Annotated in this window: 19 protein-coding genes; 16 read left to right on the top strand and 3 right to left on the bottom strand. The window is 61.8% G+C overall.

Annotated elements, in window-relative coordinates:
- Window positions 1-196 precede the first annotated feature (196 nt).
- Window positions 197-604 carry a PA2817 family protein gene (locus tag QRN33_RS11675; protein ID WP_007967565.1) on the bottom strand — a complete coding sequence of 136 codons (408 nt, stop codon included), beginning with the start codon at window positions 602-604 and terminating at the stop codon, window positions 197-199.
- Window positions 605-677: 73 nt separating this feature from the next.
- Window positions 678-3,125: an acyl-CoA dehydrogenase gene (locus tag QRN33_RS11670; protein ID WP_285408669.1), complete on the bottom strand. Its 2,448-nt coding sequence runs from the start codon at window positions 3,123-3,125 to the stop codon at window positions 678-680.
- Window positions 3,126-3,372: 247 nt separating this feature from the next.
- Between QRN33_RS11670 and QRN33_RS11665 the strand changes: the two genes are divergently transcribed.
- The 4 genes from QRN33_RS11665 to QRN33_RS11650 all read left to right on the top strand — a co-directional run bounded on the left by QRN33_RS11665 (window position 3,373) and on the right by QRN33_RS11650 (window position 6,541).
- On the top strand, window positions 3,373-4,032 hold the full coding sequence (locus QRN33_RS11665) for a transglutaminase-like domain-containing protein (protein ID WP_064361446.1): 660 nt from the start codon (window positions 3,373-3,375) through the stop codon (window positions 4,030-4,032).
- A 43-nt stretch (window positions 4,033-4,075) separates the two neighbouring features.
- The gene (locus tag QRN33_RS11660; protein ID WP_285408666.1) at window positions 4,076-4,699 is read left to right on the top strand and encodes a glutathione S-transferase family protein; all 624 of its coding nucleotides are present in this window, start codon (window positions 4,076-4,078) and stop codon (window positions 4,697-4,699) included.
- Between the two features lie 133 nt (window positions 4,700-4,832).
- Window positions 4,833-5,765, top strand: coding sequence for an ABC transporter ATP-binding protein (locus QRN33_RS11655; protein WP_281923246.1), 933 nt, complete (start codon window positions 4,833-4,835; stop codon window positions 5,763-5,765).
- Complete coding sequence (locus QRN33_RS11650; protein WP_039760202.1) at window positions 5,762-6,541, top strand: ABC transporter permease; 780 nt, start codon at window positions 5,762-5,764, stop codon at window positions 6,539-6,541. Before QRN33_RS11655 ends, QRN33_RS11650 begins: the two co-directional genes overlap by 4 nt.
- A gap of 138 nt (window positions 6,542-6,679) precedes the next feature.
- On the opposite strand, the gene QRN33_RS11645 is transcribed toward QRN33_RS11650, so the two are convergent.
- Window positions 6,680-7,204 carry a DUF2062 domain-containing protein gene (locus tag QRN33_RS11645; protein WP_281923247.1) on the bottom strand — a complete coding sequence of 175 codons (525 nt, stop codon included), beginning with the start codon at window positions 7,202-7,204 and terminating at the stop codon, window positions 6,680-6,682.
- A 136-nt stretch (window positions 7,205-7,340) separates the two neighbouring features.
- Here QRN33_RS11645 and QRN33_RS11640 point away from each other — a divergent pair, with 136 nt between their 5' ends.
- The 12 genes from QRN33_RS11640 (at window position 7,341) to QRN33_RS11585 (ending at window position 18,810) form a co-directional block, all read left to right on the top strand.
- Window positions 7,341-9,575, top strand: coding sequence for a DNA internalization-related competence protein ComEC/Rec2 (locus tag QRN33_RS11640; RefSeq protein ID WP_285408662.1), 2,235 nt, complete (start codon window positions 7,341-7,343; stop codon window positions 9,573-9,575).
- A 101-nt stretch (window positions 9,576-9,676) separates the two neighbouring features.
- On the top strand, window positions 9,677-10,312 hold the full coding sequence (gene pocA / locus QRN33_RS11635; RefSeq protein WP_007908216.1) for a flagellar polar localization protein PocA: 636 nt from the start codon (window positions 9,677-9,679) through the stop codon (window positions 10,310-10,312).
- Window positions 10,309-10,737, top strand: coding sequence for a flagellar polar localization protein PocB (gene pocB / locus QRN33_RS11630; RefSeq protein WP_042610688.1), 429 nt, complete (start codon window positions 10,309-10,311; stop codon window positions 10,735-10,737). The genes pocA and pocB overlap by 4 nt, the downstream gene beginning before the upstream one ends.
- A complete protein-coding gene (lpxK, locus tag QRN33_RS11625; RefSeq protein ID WP_285408659.1) occupies window positions 10,737-11,747 on the top strand; it encodes a tetraacyldisaccharide 4'-kinase in 1,011 nt (336 codons plus the stop codon). The genes pocB and lpxK overlap by 1 nt, the downstream gene beginning before the upstream one ends.
- Before the next feature lie 24 nt (window positions 11,748-11,771).
- Window positions 11,772-11,957 carry a Trm112 family protein gene (locus QRN33_RS11620; RefSeq protein WP_003179363.1) on the top strand — a complete coding sequence of 62 codons (186 nt, stop codon included), beginning with the start codon at window positions 11,772-11,774 and terminating at the stop codon, window positions 11,955-11,957.
- Window positions 11,954-12,718, top strand: a complete 765-nt coding sequence (gene kdsB, locus QRN33_RS11615) for a 3-deoxy-manno-octulosonate cytidylyltransferase (protein WP_123418958.1) — start codon at window positions 11,954-11,956, stop codon at window positions 12,716-12,718. Before QRN33_RS11620 ends, kdsB begins: the two co-directional genes overlap by 4 nt.
- Complete coding sequence (locus tag QRN33_RS11610) at window positions 12,718-13,182, top strand: low molecular weight protein-tyrosine-phosphatase (protein WP_285408658.1); 465 nt, start codon at window positions 12,718-12,720, stop codon at window positions 13,180-13,182. Before kdsB ends, QRN33_RS11610 begins: the two co-directional genes overlap by 1 nt.
- Window positions 13,179-14,198 carry a UDP-N-acetylmuramate dehydrogenase gene (gene murB / locus QRN33_RS11605; RefSeq protein WP_285408656.1) on the top strand — a complete coding sequence of 340 codons (1,020 nt, stop codon included), beginning with the start codon at window positions 13,179-13,181 and terminating at the stop codon, window positions 14,196-14,198. Before QRN33_RS11610 ends, murB begins: the two co-directional genes overlap by 4 nt.
- Before the next feature lie 250 nt (window positions 14,199-14,448).
- Complete coding sequence (locus tag QRN33_RS11600; RefSeq protein WP_041479453.1) at window positions 14,449-14,919, top strand: (2Fe-2S)-binding protein; 471 nt, start codon at window positions 14,449-14,451, stop codon at window positions 14,917-14,919.
- Window positions 14,916-17,237, top strand: coding sequence for a xanthine dehydrogenase family protein molybdopterin-binding subunit (locus QRN33_RS11595; protein ID WP_285408653.1), 2,322 nt, complete (start codon window positions 14,916-14,918; stop codon window positions 17,235-17,237). The genes QRN33_RS11600 and QRN33_RS11595 overlap by 4 nt, the downstream gene beginning before the upstream one ends.
- Window positions 17,237-18,217 (top strand): XdhC family protein, encoded by a 981-nt coding sequence (locus QRN33_RS11590; RefSeq protein ID WP_285408652.1) that lies wholly within the window; start codon window positions 17,237-17,239, stop codon window positions 18,215-18,217. Before QRN33_RS11595 ends, QRN33_RS11590 begins: the two co-directional genes overlap by 1 nt.
- Window positions 18,214-18,810 (top strand): nucleotidyltransferase family protein, encoded by a 597-nt coding sequence (locus QRN33_RS11585; protein ID WP_285408650.1) that lies wholly within the window; start codon window positions 18,214-18,216, stop codon window positions 18,808-18,810. Before QRN33_RS11590 ends, QRN33_RS11585 begins: the two co-directional genes overlap by 4 nt.
- Window positions 18,811-18,974 lie beyond the last annotated feature (164 nt).

Here is an 18,974-nt window from a genome sequence, read left to right as displayed (position 1 = left end):
CCCGAGGGAGAGGGAGCCAATTTGCGGGTTTTTCAGAATCTGCATTCGACTCGGTATCTCACGTCAGCGTATTTCGCCTAAACACCTCGGTCAGTCCCCTCTCCCTCCGGGAGAGGGCTAGGGTGAGGGTGTTTTTGATGTTGAAAAAAGGCCCGCATGGAATCTCCAATGCGGGCCTTTGATTACCTGTCGAGAATCAGTGCTTGCTGTCCTGTGCGGACATGGCCAGCAGTTGTTTTTCCTGGTTCCAGTCGAACGGTTCATCGTTCTGTTCGGCTTCGTAGCGGCGTTCTTCGAGGGCCTGGTACAGGTCGATTTCTTCGTCGGAGAGGTAATGCAGGCAGTCGCCGGCGAAGAACCACAGCAGGTCGCGGGGGATCAGGTGGGCGATTTGCGGGTAGCGGGTGATGACTTGGGTGAGGATGTCCTGACCCAGGTACTGGCTTTCGATAGGATCGATCGGCAGGGAGGCCAGCAGTTCGTCGAAGCGCTCGAGGAACAGGGCATGGCTTTCTTCGGGCACTTGTTCGGCCTCACCTACGGCGACCAGGATACTGCGCAGGTGGTCGAGCAACACGAGATGATCGGCAACGACGTTGGACACGAGATAAGTCCTCAAGAGCAAAACGGGCGCGGGAGTATAAAGCCCTCGCGCCGTTTTTTCACAAAAACCGGGATCAGCGGACTTTGCCCTCTGCCTGGGTCAGTTCGTCTTTGTCGAAATCATCGACGTCGATCACCTTGCGGCGGGCCGCTTCGGCGTCGCGCAGGCTTTGCGCTTCGACGGCTTGCAGCACGCCGGCCTCCAGGGCGGCATCAATGGCATGTTCGCCTGCTGCCGGTTTGACCTGGCCGCTTTTCAGCGCGATGTGCAGCTTTTTGTGCAGAGGTTGCGCAGCGTTGAGCAGGTCGCTGGCGTGTTGCAGTGCGCCCACGGCATCGTCCGGCGATTGCGGGCGGTAGCAGCCGGCGAGCAGTTCTTCCAGGGCCGGATCGCCTTTGGCGCGACCGATGACCGCAGCGACTTCGGCGCCGAGTTTGTCCGACGGGCCTTTGTGTCGGCGGCCGAACGGGAACACGATAACCCGCAGCAGGCAGCCGAAGACCTTGTTCGGGAAGTTGCTCAGCAGTTCATCCAGCGCGCGCTCCGACTGGCCGAGGCTTTCTTCCATGGCCCAGCGGAACAGCGGCTCCATGTAGGCCGGCGAATCCAGGTCGTGATAACGCTTGAGCGAGGCGGAGGCCAGATACAGGTTGCTCAACACATCACCGAGCCGCGCCGACAGGCGTTCGCGGCGTTTCAGTTCGCCACCCAGAAGCATCATGCTGAAGTCGGCAAGCATGGCGAATGCGGCAGCCTGACGGTTGAGCGCGCGGAAGTAGCCTTGGCTGATCCTGTCGCCCGGTGCATGTTCGAAGTGACCGAGCCCGAGGTTCAGCACCAATGTACTGGCGGCATTACTGACGGCGAAGCCGATGTGCTTGAGCAGCAGACCATCGAACTCCTTGAGTGCCTGTTCCTTGTCCGCACGACCAGCCAGGGCCATTTCCTTTAGTACGAACGGATGGCAGCGGATTGCACCCTGACCGAAGATCATCAGGTTGCGTGACAGGATGTTTGCGCCTTCGACGGTGATGAAGATCGGTGCGCCGTTCCAGCTGCGGCCGAGGTAGTTGTTCGGCCCCATGATGATCGCTTTACCGCCATGCACATCCATGGCGTGGCTGATGCATTCGCGGCCGCGTTCGGTGAGGTGATATTTGAGGATCGCCGACAGCACCGAAGGTTTTTCACCGAGGTCCACCGCGTTGGCGGTGAGCATGCGGGCGGCGTCCATCATCCACGCGTTGCCGCCGATGCGCGCCATCGCTTCCTGGATGCCTTCGAACGCCGACAGCGGCACATTGAACTGTTCACGAATCTGCGCGTACTGGCCGGTCACCAGACTGGTGAACTTGGCCGCGCCGGTACCGACTGCCGGCAACGAAATCGAACGCCCGACCGACAGGCAGTTCATCAGCATCATCCAGCCCTTGCCGAGCATTTCCTGACCACCGATAAGGTAGTCCAGCGGAATGAACACGTCCTTGCCGGAGTTCGGGCCGTTCATGAACGCGGCGCCCAGCGGCAGGTGACGACGACCGATTTCCACGCCTGCAGTATCGGTCGGGATCAGCGCCAGACTGATGCCAAGGTCTTCCTCTTCACCAAGCAGGTGATCCGGGTCGTAGGCCTTGAATGCCAGGCCGAGCAGGGTCGCGACCGGGCCGAGGGTGATGTAGCGCTTTTCCCAGTTCAGGCGCAGGCCGATGACTTCCTCGCCTTGCCACTGGCCTTTGCAAATGATCCCGGTGTCGGGCATCGCGCCAGCGTCGGAACCGGCCAGCGGACCGGTGAGGGCGAAGCACGGGATATCGTCGCCACGGGCCAGGCGCGGCAGGTAGTGATTACGTTGTTCATCGGTGCCGTAATGCAGCAGCAATTCGGCCGGGCCGAGGGAGTTCGGGACCATCACGGTAGAGGCGAGGTCGCCGCTGCGGGTGGCCAGTTTCATCGCCACTTGTGAGTGCGCGTAGGCGGAGAAGCCTTTGCCGCCGTATTCCTTGGGAATGATCAGGGCGAAAAAGCCGTGTTCCTTGATGTGCGTCCAGGCCTCGGGCGGCAGATCCATCGACTGGCCGATCTGCCAGTCGCTGACCATCGCGCAGAGTTCCTCGGTCGGGCCATCGATGAAGGCCTGTTCTTCTTCGCTCAGTTGCACTTTGGGATAGGCCAGCAGTTTGTCCCAGTCCGGACGGCCGCTGAACAGCTCGCCGTCCCACCATACGGTGCCGGCGTCGATTGCGTCGCGCTCGGTCTGCGACATCGGCGGCAGGGTTTTCTGGAACCAGTTGAACAGTGGCGCGGTGAAGTGTTTGCGGCGCAGGTCAGGCAACAGCAATGGCGCGGCGACCACTGCCAGCAAGACCCAGAAAATGAACAGCAGCCAGCCCGGCGCGTGACTGAAAATCCCCATCGCCAGCAAATAGACGGCGACGCTGCCCAACGCGGGCAGCGGGGCGATGCGTCGATGGGCGAGATACGCCACGCCGACGATCAAAACCAGTATCCACAACAACAGCATATTCAGTCCTCCGTGAACCAAGGCAAATCGACCCTCCAGAGCTTAGACGGCATCTGTAAATCCGGGTGGTCAGAGCATGGTGATTGAAATCGTGGGAAACCCCGGATGGTTTTCGTAGGTTCGGTGGGCAACACGTGTGGGAAATCGTTCGTTGCTGCGCAGCTTTGCTTTCAGGTTTGGCCGAAACGTCGTTATCTCTGTGCTCAGGCTGTCGCTAGACTCGTGGCTTACCCAGGAGATTGCCGCCATGCACGAGTATCTGAGCCCCGGCCGCTTCATCGATAGTGACCACCCGGCAGTGGTGGAGTTCGCCGAGCAGCATCGCGGTGCCAGCAATGATCCGCGTGAGCAGGCGATCAGTCTTTATTACGCCGTGCGCGAGGCGGTGCGCTACAACCCTTACACCTTCAGCCGTGATCCGCAAACCTTGCGCGGCAGTTACGCACTGGCAGCGGGGCAGAGTTACTGCGTGCCGAAAGCCACGCTGCTTGCCGGTTGCGCGCGGCATTGCGGGATCCCGGCGCGCATCGGTCTGGCCGATGTACGCAATCACCTGTCGACGCCGCGGCTGCTTGAGTTGCTCAAAAGCGATGTGTTTGCCATGCATGGCTACACCGAGCTGTTTCTCGCCGGCCGCTGGGTCAAGGCGACGCCGGCGTTCAACCAGCAACTGTGCGAGCTGTTCAACGTCGCAGCGCTGGAGTTCGACGGGATCAACGACAGCGTTTTCCACCCGTTCAACCGGGACGGCGCGCAGTTGATGGAGTATCTGCTCGATCACGGTCAGTTCACCGACGTGCCGGAAACCTTCTTCTTCGAGCACCTGCAAAAGTGCTATCCGCATCTGTTCAGCGAGCAACTGCCCGTGCTGCTGGGTGATATGCAGACTGATTTGAGCCGCACCTGATCCGGCGTATGCTGGCCGTCCACTCATGTGCAAAGAGGCGGTCATGCTGAAGATCTGGGGACGGAAAAATTCATCGAACGTCAGGAAGCCCCTGTGGGCTGCCGAGGAGCTGGGCCTGGCTTACGAGGCCATCGATGCCGGTGGCGCGTTCGGTGTGGTCGACACGCCCGAGTACCGCGCGATGAACCCCAATGGCCGGGTGCCGGTGATCGAAGATGATGGTTTTGTGCTGTGGGAATCCAACGCCATCGTTCGCTATCTGCTGGCCAAACATGCACCGGGCAGCGCCTGGTATCCGGCCGATGCGCAAGCCCGCGCCACGGCGGACAAGTGGATGGACTGGACCACTTCGAGCTTCGCCGGGCCGTTTCGCACGGTGTTCTGGGGTGTGCTGCGCACACCCTCCGAGAAGCAGGACTGGAAGGCGATCAACGCCGCGATCAAGGAATGCGATGAATTGCTGAACATGGCCGACCATGTCCTGATCAGCCAGCCTTATCTCTCCGGCAATGACATCGGCATGGGTGACATCCCGCTGGGCAGCTTCATTTATGCCTGGTTCGAAATGCCCATCGAGCGCGCTCCGCAGCCCCACCTGCAAGCCTGGTATGAACGTTTGAAACAGCGTGCGGCCTATCAGAAAGCGGTCATGACCGCGTTGACTTGATAATTACTATCGACACACTTGACTGTACTTGTGCGGCGGCGGCAAGCACCATTGCGAACTTGCGCCGCGGTTGTTTCCCTCGCCGCCCGCCCTTATTTATTCCTTTCCTTCCTTCTTGGTGCGTAAATCCGATATGAGTTCCGCTCTGTCCATCCGGCAGCTAACCAAAACCTACGGCAACGGGTTCCAGGCCTTGAGTGGTATCGATCTGGACGTCGCCGAAGGTGACTTTTTCGCCTTGCTCGGCCCCAACGGCGCCGGCAAATCCACCACCATTGGCATCCTCTCGACCCTGGTCAACAAGACCAGCGGTACGGTGAATATCTTCGGCCACGATCTGGACAGGAACCCGGCGGCGCTCAAGCGCTCGATCGGTGTGGTGCCGCAGGAATTCAATTTCAACCAGTTCGAGAAGACCTTCGACATCGTCGTGACCCAGGCCGGTTACTACGGCATTCCGGCGAAAGTCGCCAAGGAACGCGCCGAGCAGTACCTGACCCAGCTCGGCCTGTGGGACAAGCGCGATGTGCCGTCGCGTTCGCTGTCCGGCGGCATGAAACGTCGTCTGATGATCGCCCGTGCACTGGTGCACGAACCGCGTCTGCTGATCCTCGATGAGCCGACTGCTGGCGTTGATATCGAGCTGCGCCGTTCGATGTGGACCTTCCTCACCGAGCTGAACCAGAAAGGCATCACCATCATCCTGACCACGCATTATCTGGAAGAGGCCGAGCAGTTGTGCCGCAACATCGGCATCATCGACCACGGCACCATCGTCGAAAACACCAGCATGAAACAATTGCTGGGCCAGTTGCACGTGGAAACCTTTTTGCTGGATCTGAAAAACGACCTGCATGCGGCGCCGCAATTGCTCGGCTACCCCGCCCGGTTGCTCGACAGTCATACCCTGGAAGTCCAGGTCGACAAATCCATGGGCATTACAGCGCTGTTCACCCAGTTGGCGCAGCAGAACATCGAAGTGCTGAGCCTGCGTAACAAAACCAATCGCCTCGAGGAGTTGTTCGTGTCCCTGGTGGAGAAAAATCTGTCGAAGGTGGCGGTATGAGTTCCGAGTTCGGTCCCAACCTGGTCGCCCTGCAAACCATCGTCTACCGCGAGGTCAAACGCTTCATGCGGATCTGGCCGCAGACGCTGCTGCCGCCGGCGATCACCATGGTTCTGTACTTCGTGATCTTCGGCAACCTGATCGGCCGGCAGATCGGCGACATGGGTGGCTTCACCTACATGGAGTACATCGTGCCGGGACTGATCATGATGTCGGTGATCACCAACTCTTACGGCAACGTGGTATCGAGCTTCTTCGGCAGCAAGTTCCAGCGTTCGATCGAAGAGCTGATGGTCTCACCGGTGTCCCCGCACACGATCCTCATCGGCTTCACCATTGGTGGTGTATTGCGCGGTCTGGCGGTGGGTCTGATCGTGACGATTCTGTCGCTGTTCTTCACCGATTTGCAGGTCCATCACCTCGGCGTGACCATTCTGGTGGTGGTGCTGACCGCGACGATCTTCTCGTTGCTGGGCTTCATCAACGCGGTGTTTGCGCGCAACTTCGATGATATTTCGATCATCCCCACTTTTGTGCTGACTCCGCTGACTTACCTGGGCGGCGTGTTCTACTCGATCACCTTGCTGCCGCCGTTCTGGCAGACCGTGTCGCTGGCCAACCCGGTGCTGCACATGGTCAACGCCTTCCGCTACGGCATCCTTGGTGTCTCGGATATTCGCATCGGCATCGCCATTACGTTCATGCTGGTGGCGACCGTGGTGCTGTATCTCGGCTGTGCGCGGTTGCTGGTGAGCGGGCGCGGGATGCGTACCTGATCCAGAATCGAGTCGCCTTCTTCGCGAGCAGGCTCGCTCCCACACTGGAATGATGTCCGTGGGAGCGAGCCTGCTCGCGAAGGGGCCAGCCCAGACACAACGAAAAAACGGCCTCCCATTGCGGAGGCCGTTTTGCATTCATTCATTTTTCTGCCGACTTTTCTTGCGCCGCCGCCATTGCCGCGCCACCCACCAGCGCCAGTACAGCATCACCAGAAAGTAGGCGAGGATGCCCAGCACCAGGCCGACAACCACCGAGCCCAACAGAAACGGTTGCCAAAGCGTCGACAATTCGCCGCTGATCCATTCCCAGGTCAACTCGTCCGGCAGATGTCGCGCCGGCACATCCATCAGGAACGCCCCGGCCTGATAGGTACAGAAAAACACCGCCGGCATGGTGATCGGGTTGGTCAGCCAGACCAGACTCACCGCGATCGGCATGTTGCCGCGCACCATCACCGCCAGCGCTGCCGCGACCAGCATCTGTGCTGGTATCGGCAGGAATGCGGCAAACAGGCCGACCGCCATCGCCCGGGCCACCGAGTGGCGGTTGAGGTGCCAGAGGTTCGGGTCATGCAGCAACTTGCCGAGAAAGCGTAAGGATTTGTGTTCCCTGATGCTCGTCGGGTCGGGCATGTAACGTTTGAATAAGCGCCGGGGCATAAGGCTTCTCGGTCGGTTAAGGCGGCAAGTATGTCTGGATTCTACGAACCGCCCATTCAGACTTTGTGACAATTGTTGACCACAGTGGTGCCGCAGACCCGCTATGCCTAAGGAGGGGACTCTCAAGGACGGGCATATGCGCACAGGGATGATGGCGCTGGCAGTCGGTCTGCTGGCCCCGGTTTTTTTGCCGGCCTTGCCGCCGGTCGGTTGGTGGGTGGTACTGCCGGTGGTGGCGCTGATGCTCCTACCGTTTCGCAGCTATCCACTGGCATTTTTGTTGTTTGGCTTCACATGGGCCTGCGTCGGCGCGCAGATGGCTCTGAATGACCGCTTGGGGCCGAGACTGGACGGCGAAACCCGTTGGCTCGAAGGGCGCGTGGTCGGCTTGCCGCAGCACGGCGACGGCGTGGTGCGTTTCGAACTGGCTGACGCCCGCTCGCGCCACGAAAAACTGCCATCGCTGATGCGCCTGGCCTGGTACGCCGGGCCGCCGGTCAACAGCGGCGAACGCTGGCGTCTGGCGGTGAAGTTGAAGCGCCCGGGTGGCTTGCTCAACCCGGCCGCCTTCGATTACGAGGCCTGGCTGCTCGCCCAACGCATCGGTGCGACCGGTACGATCAAGGATGGCCAGCGTCTGGCTGAGGCACGGTACGCCTGGCGCGACAGGGTTCGTCAGCGCCTGCTGGCGGTCGATGCGCAGGGGCGAGAGGGCGCGTTGGCGGCGCTGGTGCTCGGCGACGGTTCGGGTCTGAGTCGCGAGGACTGGCAGGTGCTGCAAGACACCGGCACCGTGCATTTGCTGGTGATTTCCGGCCAGCACATCGGTTTGCTCGCCGCGGTGATGTATCTGCTGGTCGCCGGGCTTGCGCGATACGGTTTGTGGCCGTTGCGCTGGCCATGGCTGCCCTGGGCATGCGGCCTGGCCTTCACGGCGGCGCTGGGTTATGGCTTGCTCGCCGGTTTCGATGTGCCGGTGCAGCGCGCCTGCGTGATGGTGGCGCTGGTGCTGTTGTGGCGCCTGCGTTTTCGCCATCTCGGTGCGTGGAGGCCGTTGTTGCTGGCGTTCAACGGCGTGCTGCTGTTTGATCCGCTGGCCAGTTTGCGTCCCGGGTTCTGGCTGTCTTTCGCCGCGGTGGCGGTACTGATTTTCACCTTCGGCGGGCGGCTGGGCGCTTGGCGCTGGTGGCAGACCTGGACCCGCGCGCAGTGGCTGATCGCGATTGGTTTGTGTCCGGTGTTGCTGGCGCTCAGCCTGCCGATCAGCGTCAGTGGCCCCGTGGCGAACCTGTTGGCGGTGCCGTGGGTCAGTCTTGTGGTATTGCCGCCCGCATTGCTCGGCACGCTATTGCTGCCCGTGCCTTATGTTGGCGAAGGGTTGTTGTGGCTGGCCGGTGGTTTGATCGACTGGCTGTTTATCGGACTGGCGCTGATTGCCGGGCAATGGCCGGCGTGGATACCTGCCGCCATTCCCTTGTGGGCGCTGGTCTTGGGCAGCCTCGGCACCTTGTTATTGCTGTTGCCCCGTGGTGTGCCGCTACGTCCATTGGGCTGGCCGTTGATGTTGCTGCTGATATTGCCGCCGCGAGAGCGAATAGAAGAGGGGCGGGCCGATGTCTGGCAACTCGACGTCGGCCAAGGCCTGGCCATCCTCGTGCGCACCCGCCATCACGCGTTGCTCTATGACGCCGGGCCGCGTTTCGGCGAGTTCGATCTCGGCGAGCGGGTGGTGCTGCCAGCGCTGCGCAAACTCAATGTGCAAACCCTCGACCTGATGCTGCTCAGCCATGCCGACGCCGATCACGCTGGCGGCGCCGGGGCGGTGATGCGTGGATTGGACGTGCACCGCATCGTCAGTGGCGACCCGCCAAACCTGCCGCCGGAGTTGAGCGCCGAAGCCTGCGCAAGTGGCGAACAGTGGCAGTGGGATGGCGTGCAGTTCCAGCTCTGGCAATGGTCGGCGGCCGATGACAGCAACCAGCGCTCCTGTGTCTTGCAGATCGAAGCCAACGGCGAGCGCCTGCTGCTCACCGGCGACATCGACATTCACGCCGAGCGCGTTCTGCTCGACAGTCCACTGGCGGTGCCGACGCAATGGCTGCAATCGCCCCATCACGGCAGTCGCAGCTCATCGTCGATGGCCCTGCTCAAAGCCTTGCAGCCAGAAGCGGTGCTGATCTCCCGTGGCCACGGCAACTCCTTCGGTCACCCGCATCCGACCGTGCTTGCGCGCTACCGCAAGCAAGGCCTGCGCATCTATGACAGCGCCGAGCAGGGCGCCATCCATCTGCAACTGGGCAGCTTCAAACCCCCGTGGACGATGCGTCACCAGCGGCGTTTCTGGCGCGAGCCGCCGGCGCCTGGCCGTTGATCGGTGCCAGCATGGTTGCCACCTTACGGTCGTCGGGGCGGCGGGTCTTAATCGCGGATCGGTATGGTAAAGTGGCGCACTTTTTCGAGGGGACTGTCACTGTGTGGGAATTGGTCAAATCCGGCGGCTGGATGATGTTGCCGATCATTCTGAGTTCCATTGCGGCCATGGCGATCGTTGCCGAACGCCTGTGGACACTGCGCGCCAGTCGCGTCACCCCCGAGCATCTGCTGGGTCAGGTCTGGGTCTGGATCAAGGACAAGCAGCTCAACAAGGAAAAACTCAAGGAATTGCGCGCCAACTCGCCGCTGGGGGAAATCCTCGCCGCGGGCCTGGCCAACTCCAAGCATGGTCGCGAGATCATGAAGGAGTGCATCGAAGAGGCCGCCGCGCGGGTGATTCATGAACTCGAACGCTACGTCAACGCGTTGGGCACCATCGCCGCGATGTCGCCGTTGCTCGGTCTGCTCGGCACTGTGCTCGGCATGATCGATATTTTCAGTGCCTTCACCGGTTCCGGCATGACCACCAATGCATCGGTGCTGGCCGGCGGTATTTCCAAGGCGCTGATCACCACGGCGGCGGGCCTGATGGTCGGTATTCCGGCGGTGTTCTTCCACCGTTTCCTGCAGCGCCGTATCGACGAGTTGGTGGTCGGCATGGAGCAGGAAGCGATCAAACTGGTGGAAGTGGTGCAGGGCGACCGTGATGTCGATCTGGCCGAGGGCCGCGCGTGAAATTCCGTCGCAAGCCTCGGGAAACCATCGATATCAACCTCGCGTCGCTGATCGACGTGGTGTTCATTCTGCTGCTGTTTTTCGTGGTCACTACCACCTTCACCCGTGAAACCCAGTTGCGCGTGGATTTGCCGGAAGCCGTCAGCGGTTCGCCGGCCGAAGATCAGCAAGTCAAACAACTGGACGTCGCGATCAGCGCCGAAGGCGTGTTCTCGGTGAATAACAGGATTCTGCCGAAGAATGACCTGCCGACGCTGATGGAAGCCATGCAGAAAGAATCCAACGGCGATACCAGCATGCCGCTGTCGATCAGTGCCGATGGCAAGGCCCAGCATCAATCCGTGATCACCGCCATGGACGCGGCCGGCAAGCTCGGTTTCAGCCATCTGCGCATGACCACGGTCGAGGCGGCGCCGAAATCCTGATGAGCCTCTCCGATCGCCTGCTCGCCGCGTGGTATCAGGGGCACCCGGCCCTGACGCTGCTGCGGCCGCTGGAAATGTTGTATCGCCGTGTGGTGATCAACAAACGTCAGCGCTTTCTCGAAGGCGAAGGTGAAATCTACCAATCGCCCGTGCCGCTGATTGTGGTCGGCAATATCACCGTCGGCGGCACCGGCAAGACACCGATGATTCTCTGGCTGATCGAGCATTGCCGGCGCCGTGGACTGCGGGTTGGCGTGGTCAGTCGTGGTTATGGCGCCAGGCCGCCGCACCTGCCGTGGCGCGTCGAGGCTGCGCACAGCGCCGAGGTTGCCGGTGACGAGCCGCTGCTGATTGTCCAGCGCACCGGCGTGCCACTGATGATCGACCCTGATCGCAGCGCCGCCGTCAAAGCCTTGATCGCCAGTGAGCCCTTGGACCTGATCCTGTCCGACGATGGCATGCAGCATTACCGCCTCGCACGGGATCTGGAACTGGTACTGATCGATGCGGCTCGTGGCCTGGGCAACCAGCGCTGTCTGCCGGCCGGACCGTTGCGTGAGCCGGTCGAGCGCCTGCAAAGTGTCGACGGCGTATTGTTCAACGGCGCCTTGGCTGATCGCGACGACGGTTTCGCCTTCCGCCTGCAACCCACGGCGCTGGTCAATCTGCACAGCGGCGAACGGCAGTCGCTCAAGCATTTTCCGCCCGGCCAGGCGCTGCACGCGGTAGCCGGGATCGGCAATCCGCAACGTTTCTTCAATACCCTCGAAGCGCTAGACTGGCGGCCAGTTCCGCATGCGTTTGCCGACCACGCCGAGTACAGCGTGCAGGCCCTGAATTTCACCCCGTCATTGCCCTTGGTAATGACCGAAAAGGACGCGGTGAAGTGCCGTGCCTTTGCTGCTGCCGACTGGTGGTATCTGGCGGTCGATGCCGTGCCGTCGTCGGCCTTCGTGGCCTGGTTCGACACGCAGCTGATGCGCCTGTTGCCGGATCGTCTGTTGCCTTAACTGTTTTTATTTCTGGGAATGTTCATGGACACCAAACTGCTCGACATCCTTGCTTGCCCCGTGTGCAAAGGCCCGCTCAAGCTCAGCGCCGACAAGACCGAACTGATCAGCAAGGGCGCCGGCCTGGCGTACCCGATCCGCGACGGCATCCCGGTAATGCTGGAAAGCGAAGCGCGCACCCTGACCACCGACGAGCGCCTGGATAAATGACCACAGCCTTCACCGTTGTCATCCCGTCGCGTTTCGCCTCGACCCGTCTGCCGGGCAAGCCGTTGCTCGATATCGCCGGCAAGCCGATGATCCAGCATGTCTGGGAACAGGCGAGCAAAAGCAGCGCGACCCGCGTCGTGGTGGCTACCGATGACGCGCGCATCGTCGAGGCGTGCAACAGCTTTGGCGCCGAAGTGGTGCTGACCCGTGAGGATCACAATTCCGGCACAGATCGTCTGGCCGAAGTCGCGGCGAAACTGGGTCTTGCGCCGGATGCGATCGTGGTTAACGTGCAAGGCGATGAGCCGTTGATTCCGCCGAGCGTGATCGATCAGGTCGCCGCCAACCTTGCTGCCCATACCGAAGCGCGCATGGCCACGCTGGCCGAGCCGATCGAAGATGTGGAAACCCTGTTCAACCCCAACGTTGTGAAGGTTTCCAGCGACATCAACGGTCTGGCCCTGACATTCAGTCGTGCAACCTTGCCATGGGCTCGCGATGCATTCGCCAGAAACCGCGAGCAACTGCCGGAAGGCGTGCCCTATCGCCGCCACATCGGTATTTATGCCTATCGCGCCGGGTTCCTCCACGACTTCGTGAGCTGGGGGCCGTGCTGGCTGGAAAACACCGAATCCCTCGAGCAACTGCGTGCCTTGTGGCACGGCGTGCGCATTCATGTCGCCGACGCGCTGATCGCGCCGCCGACCGGCGTCGACACCGTCGAAGACCTTGAGCGGGTTCGTCGCCTGCTGGGGGCCTGATGCGCGTTCTGTTTGTGTGCCTGGGCAACATCTGCCGTTCGCCCACCGCCGAAGGCGTGTTGCGCCACAAGTTGCGCGAAGCCGGATTGGCGGACGTGGTCGAAGTGGCCTCCGCCGGCACCGGTGACTGGCACGTCGGCAACCCGCCGGACAAGCGCAGCCAGGCCGCGGCGAAACTGCGCGGTTATGACCTGTCGACGCAACGCGCGCAGCAGGTCAGCCGGGCCGATTTCGCCAGCTACGACCTGATTCTCGCCATGGATAACAGCAACCTGCGCAACCTCAAAGCCTTGCAGCCGTCCGCCGGCAAGGCCGAGCTTGACCTGTTCCTGCGTCGTTATGCTGGATTGGTCGATGAAGTGCCAGATCCGTATTACGACGGTGATCAGGGTTTCGAGCAGGTGCTCGATCTGATCGAAGCGGCCTGCGATCAACTGCTGATCGAAGTGAAGGGCCGCGTATGAGTTTGCAGATCCAAGCACAAGTGTCGCTGAAAGCGTTCAACACCTTTGGCGTCGATGTGCGTGCGCAACTGTTTGCCGAAGCCCACAGCGACGCCGACGTCCGCGAGGCGCTGGCCTATGCCGCGTCCCATGACGTGCCGTTGCTGGTGATCGGCGGCGGCAGCAATTTGCTGCTGACGGCGGATGTTCAGGCGTTGGTGTTGCGCATGGCCACTTGTGGCATTCGGCTGCTCAGCGATGATGGCAGTCGCGTAGTGATCGAGGCGGAAGCGGGCGAGCCGTGGCACCCGTTCGTCCAGCACACGCTCGCCCAGGGGCTGGCCGGGCTGGAAAACCTCAGCCTGATTCCTGGCACCGTCGGCGCCGCACCGATGCAGAATATCGGTGCCTATGGCGTCGAGATCAAAGACGTGTTTGCCGGGCTGACCGCGCTCGACCGCGAGAGCGGCGAGCTGCGTGATTTCAGTCTGGAAGACTGCAACTTCGGCTACCGCGACAGCCTGTTCAAGCAGCAGCCGGGACGTTGGCTGATCCTGCGGGTGCGCTTCAGGCTCGATCGCGCAGCGCACCTGCATCTGGAATACGGCCCAGTGCGTCAGCGCTTGAGCGAGCAGGGCATCGAGCAGCCGACGCCCACCGACGTCAGCCGCGCCATCTGCAGCATCCGCAGCGAAAAACTGCCGGACCCGGCGGTGCTCGGCAACGCCGGCAGCTTTTTCAAGAACCCGCTAGTGCCCGCCGCTGTACTCACGCAGATCAAAGCGCAGCACCCGGATCTGGTGGCTTACCCGCAAGCCGATGGACAGATGAAACTGGCCGCCGGCTGGCTGATCGAACGCGCCGGCTGGAAGGGGTTCCGCGACGGCGATGCCGGCGTGCACAAGTTGCAGGCACTGGTGCTGGTCAACTACGGCACGGCCACCGGTCTGCAACTGCTCGACCTGGCGCAACGTATCCAGAAAGACATCGCCGAGCGCTTCCATGTCGAACTGGAAATGGAGCCCAATCGGTATTGAGGCTACGCTTGCCTGACGCCATCCAAAGCCCTGCACTGCTGAAAAAAGTGCAGGGCTTTTTTGTTAATGCTGGGTTAACTTAGCGACCTAACGATACCTACCATTTGCTCCACCCAAAGGCCCGGTGCAGACGTTCCCGTCGGCACAAGAGAGCCTGATTAGCCTGAGTCGATCTGCGCGAACCCACCGCTGATTTTCCGGCGGCAGATTGCTCGACCCCATAACCACTAAAAAATATGCGGGCGTGCCCATGATTACCCTGAAACTCAACGGTCAAGACCACTCCCTCGATGTCACCGAAGACATGCCGCTGCTGTGGGCGATTCGTGACGTAGCCGGTTACAACGGCACCAAGTTCGGTTGCGGCATGGGCCTGTGCGGCGCCTGCACTATCCACATCGACGGCTTGCCGGCGCGCAGTTGCATCACGCCGATCGGCTCGGTGATCGGCCAGAATGTCACCACCATCGATAACCTCCACGCCGATCCGGTGGGAAAGGTCGTTCAGCAAGCCTGGCTCGACAGCGCGGTCGCGCAATGCGGTTATTGCCAGGGCGGGCAGATCATGTCGGCCACCGCTCTGCTGAAAACCAATCCCAACCCGAGCGACGAGCAGATCGAAGAAGCCATGGTCGGCAACATCTGCCGCTGCGGCACCTACAACCGGATCAAAACCGCGATCCGCCAGGCCTCCACGCAACTGAAGGAGGTGAAGGCATGAGCCGCGTCCCGAATGATTTCGCCCTGAGCAACCTCAGCCGCCGTGGCTTTCTCAAAGGCGTCGGCGCCACCAGCGCGCTGGTCCTTGCGGCGAGTTGGGGCTGGCAGGATGCGCTGGCCGATGACGCGGCGAAGAAGTTCGGCGCCGACGGCATGCCCAATGGCTGGATCGACGATCCCAAGGTCTATGTAAGCATTGCCGCCGATGGCAGCGTCACCGTGGTGTGCAACCGTTCGGAAATGGGCCAGGGCGTGCGCACCAGCCTGAGCATGGTGGTTGCCGATGAACTGGAGGCCGATTGGGCGCAGGTCAAAGTGCAGCAGGCGCCCGGTGACGAAGTGCGCTTCGGCAACCAGGACACCGACGGTTCGCGCAGCATGCGTCACTGGTATGAGCCGATGCGTCGTTGCGGCGCGGCCGCGCGGACCATGCTCGAACAGGCGGCCGCTGCGCAATGGAAAGTGCCGGTCGGCGAATGCCATGCGCAACTGCACAAAGTTATTCATAAACCCTCCGGCCGTGAGCTGGGGTATGGCGAGCTCGCCGCTGCGGCCAGTGCGCTGGCAGTACCGGCGCGTGACAGCCTGCGCCTCAAGCAGCCGTCGGAGTTTCGCTACATCGGCAAAGAAGGCACCAAGGCCATTGATGGTGCCGACATCGTCAATGGCCGCGCAGTGTACGGCGCCGACGTGCATTTCGACGGCATGCTCTACGCCACCATCGCTCGCCCGGCAGTGTATGGCGGCAAGGTCAAAAGCCTCGATGACAGCGCCGCGCTGAAAGTCCCGGGCGTGCTAAAAGTCATTCAGATCGAAGGCCGGCCGTTGCCGTCGGAGTTTCAGCCGCTGGGCGGCGTCGCAGTCGTCGCGAGCAACACCTGGGCGGCGATCAAGGGCCGCGAGGCGCTGAAGATCGAGTGGGACGACGGCCCGAATGCCAGTTATGACTCGATTGCCTATCGCAAAGAGCTTGAAGCCGCGTCGCTGACAGCCGGCAAAGTGGTGCGCAACACCGGTGACATCGACAAGGCCCTGAGCGGCGCTGCCAGCACCCTCGAAGCCTCGTACTACCTGCCGCATCTGGCGCAGGCGCCGATGGAACCGATGGTTGCGATTGCGCGGTTCAAGGACGGTGTGTGCGAAGCCTGGGCGCCGAGCCAGGCACCGCAGGTCACCCGTGAGCGCATCGCCGAGCGCCTGGGCGTACCGTTCGAAAAGGTCACTTTCAACGTTACGCTGCTGGGCGGTGGGTTCGGGCGCAAGTCGAAACCGGACTTCGTCGTCGAAGCGGCGGTTCTCGCCAAGGAATTTCCGGGCAAGGCTGTACGGGTGCAGTGGACGCGTGAAGACGACATCCACAATTCGTATTTCCACACCGTATCGGCGGAGTACCTGAAGGCCGGCATCGACAAGAACGGCATGCCCTCCGGTTGGCTGCATCGCACCGTGGCGCCAAGCATCACTGCACTGTTTGCCCCGGACATGAACCATGAAGCCGCGTTCGAGCTGGGCATGGGCTTTACCAACATGGCCTACGCGATTCCCAACGTACGCCTGGAAAACCCCGAAGCCAAAGTGCACACGCGGGTCGGCTGGTACCGCTCGGTATCGAACATTCCCCATGGCTTTGCGATTCAGAGTTTCGTTGATGAATTGGCGCACAAGGCCGGTGAAGATCCGCTCAAGTACCAGATCAAACTGCTCGGGCCGGACCGGCAGATCGATCCTCGCACCTTGAGCGAAGAGTGGAACTACGGCGAATCGCCCGAGCGCTATCCGATCGACACCGGTCGTATGCGCACTGTGCTGGAAACGGCCGCCAAGGCTGCCGGTTGGGGGCGCAAGCTGCCCAAGGGCCGGGGGCTCGGTCTGGCCGTTCATTACAGCTTCGTCACCTATGTGGCGGCGGTGATTGAGGTCGAGGTCAAGGACGACGGTTCGCTGATCGTGCACAAGGCCGACATCGCCGTCGACTGCGGGCCGCAAATCAACCCTGAGCGTATCCGTTCGCAGTTCGAAGGCGCGTGCGTCATGGGCCTGGGCAATGCCGTACTCGGTGAAATCAGCTTCAAGGACGGCAAGGTGCAGCAGGACAACTTCCATATGTACGAGGTCGCGCGCATGTCGCTGGCACCGAAGGAAGTTGCGGTGCATCTGGTCACGCCGCCGGGGGACGTGCCGTTGGGTGGCGTTGGTGAGCCGGGCGTACCGCCAATTGCTCCGGCGCTGTGCAATGCGATCTTCGCCGCGACCGGCAAGCGCATCCGCAATCTGCCGGTGCGTTATCAGTTGCAAGGCTGGCAGAAGGCGGAGGCGTAATGGACAGCGTCGATCTCAACGTCCTGCGCAGCGTCCTCGAATGGCGCCGCGCCGGGCAGCGGGTGGTGCTGTTCAGTGTGGTGCAGACCTGGGGCACCGCACCGCGCTCGCCCGGCGCCATGCTCGCCTTGCGCGAGGATGGCGTGGTGATCGGCTCGGTGTCGGGCGGCTGTGTCGAGGATGACCTGATCGCGCGCCTGCACGACGGCCGCATTGCCACCGATGGCCCGCCGGTGCAGATGATTACTTACGGCGTGACCCGCGAGGAGGCCGCGCGTTTCGGCCTGCCATGCGGCGGCACCCTGCGCCTGACCGAGGAGCGCGTCGGCGACCCGGCGTGGGTGGCCGAGCTGTTGCAGCGTTGCGAAAACCATGAAATCGTTGCCCGGGAACTGAACATCGAAACCGGCGAGGTGCTGTTAACTCCGGCGACTAAATCCGACTCACTGGTGTTCGACGGCAAAGTCCTGCGAGCGATTTATGGCCCGCGCTGGCGCCTGTTGTTGATCGGCGCCGGGCAGTTGTCGCGCTACGTCGCCGACATGGCGCGGCTGCTGGATTTCGAAGTGCTGATCTGCGATCCGCGCACCGAGTTCGTTTACGGCTGGGAAGAGCAACATGGCCGTTTTGTTCCCGGCATGCCGGACGAAGCGGTGCTGAACATCCAGACCGACGAGCGCACGGCGATTGTTGCCTTGACCCACGATCCTCGGCTGGACGACATGGCGTTGCTCACCGCGCTCGACTCGCCGGCGTTCTACGTCGGCGCGCTGGGCTCGCGGGTCAACAGCCAGAAGCGCCGGGAAAACCTCGCTCAGCTAGGCTTGTCGCAAACATCGATTGATCGCCTGCACGGGCCGATCGGCCTGCACATCGGCAGTCATTCGCCAGCGGAGATCGCTTTGTCGTTGCTGGCGGAAATTGTCGCGATCAAGAACGGTGTGGAGTTGAAGCAGAAAAAACCGCTGGAGGGTGCATGAGCCAATCCATCGCAGTGATCGTGCTGGCAGCGGGCGAGGGCAAGCGCTTTCGCCAGATCGCCGGCCCTGACAAAGACAAGTTGCTCGCTGACTGCACGGGGCGCGACGACGCCGTGCGCTCGGTGATTGAGCAAGTACTCGTGAACCTGCCGGCCAGTCTCGACAAGCGCGTACTGGTCACGACCGAAGCGCGCCCGCAGGCGATGCGCATGGCCCAAGCTTACGGCTGCGATGTGGTGTCGATCGAATCGATAGGCATGGGTGACAGTATCGCCGCAGGTGTTGCCGCTTGCCCTGACGCCGATGGCTGGTTGATCGTGCTGGGTGATATGCCGTTTATCTTGCCATCGAGTATTGAGCGAGTGGTCGCGGCGATGGCTGACGATGCGGTGAGTGTGCCGGTGCTGAACGGCGAGTTTGGCCATCCGGTGGGGTTTGGTCGTTCGTTTGGCACGCAATTGCAGACGCTGACCGGTGATCGTGGGGCCCGGCCGTTGTTTGCGCAGGGTAGGGTGGTGGAAGTGGCGGTGGAAGATCCTGGTGTATTGTGGGATATCGATGTGCCTGAATCTTTGGTATTTCCTCATTCCTGAGCCATGCACAAATCCCCTGTAGGAGTGAGCCTGCTCGCGATAGCGGTCGTTCAGCTAAATGTGTGCTGACTGACACACCGCTATCGCGAGCAGGCTCACTCCTACAATGAACATCGGTGCGGCCTGAATCGCAGTCAATAAAAAGCCCCGCCAGGCTTTCACCT

The organism is Pseudomonas sp. FR229a, from assembly GCF_030209115.1.
Lineage (GTDB): Bacteria > Pseudomonadota > Gammaproteobacteria > Pseudomonadales > Pseudomonadaceae > Aquipseudomonas > Aquipseudomonas moraviensis_A.
Note: the sequence above shows the minus strand (reverse complement) of the source record. Positions and strands in the feature narration are given on the sequence as shown.

Bases quoted from the DNA above. Each gene is read 5' to 3' on its own strand.
- murB (WP_285408656.1), top strand. From the start codon at position 13,179: ATGAGTTTGCAGATCCAAGCACAAGTGTCGCTGAAAGCGTTCAACACC.
- QRN33_RS11645 (WP_281923247.1), bottom strand. From the start codon at position 7,204: ATGCCCCGGCGCTTATTCAAACGTTACATGCCCGACCCGACGAGCATC.
- QRN33_RS11585 (WP_285408650.1), top strand. From the start codon at position 18,214: ATGAGCCAATCCATCGCAGTGATCGTGCTGGCAGCGGGCGAGGGCAAG.
- QRN33_RS11670 (WP_285408669.1), bottom strand. From the start codon at position 3,125: ATGCTGTTGTTGTGGATACTGGTTTTGATCGTCGGCGTGGCGTATCTC.
- QRN33_RS11620 (WP_003179363.1), top strand. From the start codon at position 11,772: ATGGACACCAAACTGCTCGACATCCTTGCTTGCCCCGTGTGCAAAGGC.
- QRN33_RS11650 (WP_039760202.1), top strand. From the start codon at position 5,762: ATGAGTTCCGAGTTCGGTCCCAACCTGGTCGCCCTGCAAACCATCGTC.
- QRN33_RS11590 (WP_285408652.1), top strand. From the start codon at position 17,237: ATGGACAGCGTCGATCTCAACGTCCTGCGCAGCGTCCTCGAATGGCGC.
- QRN33_RS11655 (WP_281923246.1), top strand. From the start codon at position 4,833: ATGAGTTCCGCTCTGTCCATCCGGCAGCTAACCAAAACCTACGGCAAC.
- QRN33_RS11665 (WP_064361446.1), top strand. From the start codon at position 3,373: ATGCACGAGTATCTGAGCCCCGGCCGCTTCATCGATAGTGACCACCCG.
- lpxK (WP_285408659.1), top strand. From the start codon at position 10,737: ATGAGCCTCTCCGATCGCCTGCTCGCCGCGTGGTATCAGGGGCACCCG.
- QRN33_RS11600 (WP_041479453.1), top strand. From the start codon at position 14,449: ATGATTACCCTGAAACTCAACGGTCAAGACCACTCCCTCGATGTCACC.
- QRN33_RS11595 (WP_285408653.1), top strand. From the start codon at position 14,916: ATGAGCCGCGTCCCGAATGATTTCGCCCTGAGCAACCTCAGCCGCCGT.
- QRN33_RS11660 (WP_285408666.1), top strand. From the start codon at position 4,076: ATGCTGAAGATCTGGGGACGGAAAAATTCATCGAACGTCAGGAAGCCC.
- QRN33_RS11610 (WP_285408658.1), top strand. From the start codon at position 12,718: ATGCGCGTTCTGTTTGTGTGCCTGGGCAACATCTGCCGTTCGCCCACC.
- kdsB (WP_123418958.1), top strand. From the start codon at position 11,954: ATGACCACAGCCTTCACCGTTGTCATCCCGTCGCGTTTCGCCTCGACC.
- QRN33_RS11640 (WP_285408662.1), top strand. From the start codon at position 7,341: ATGCGCACAGGGATGATGGCGCTGGCAGTCGGTCTGCTGGCCCCGGTT.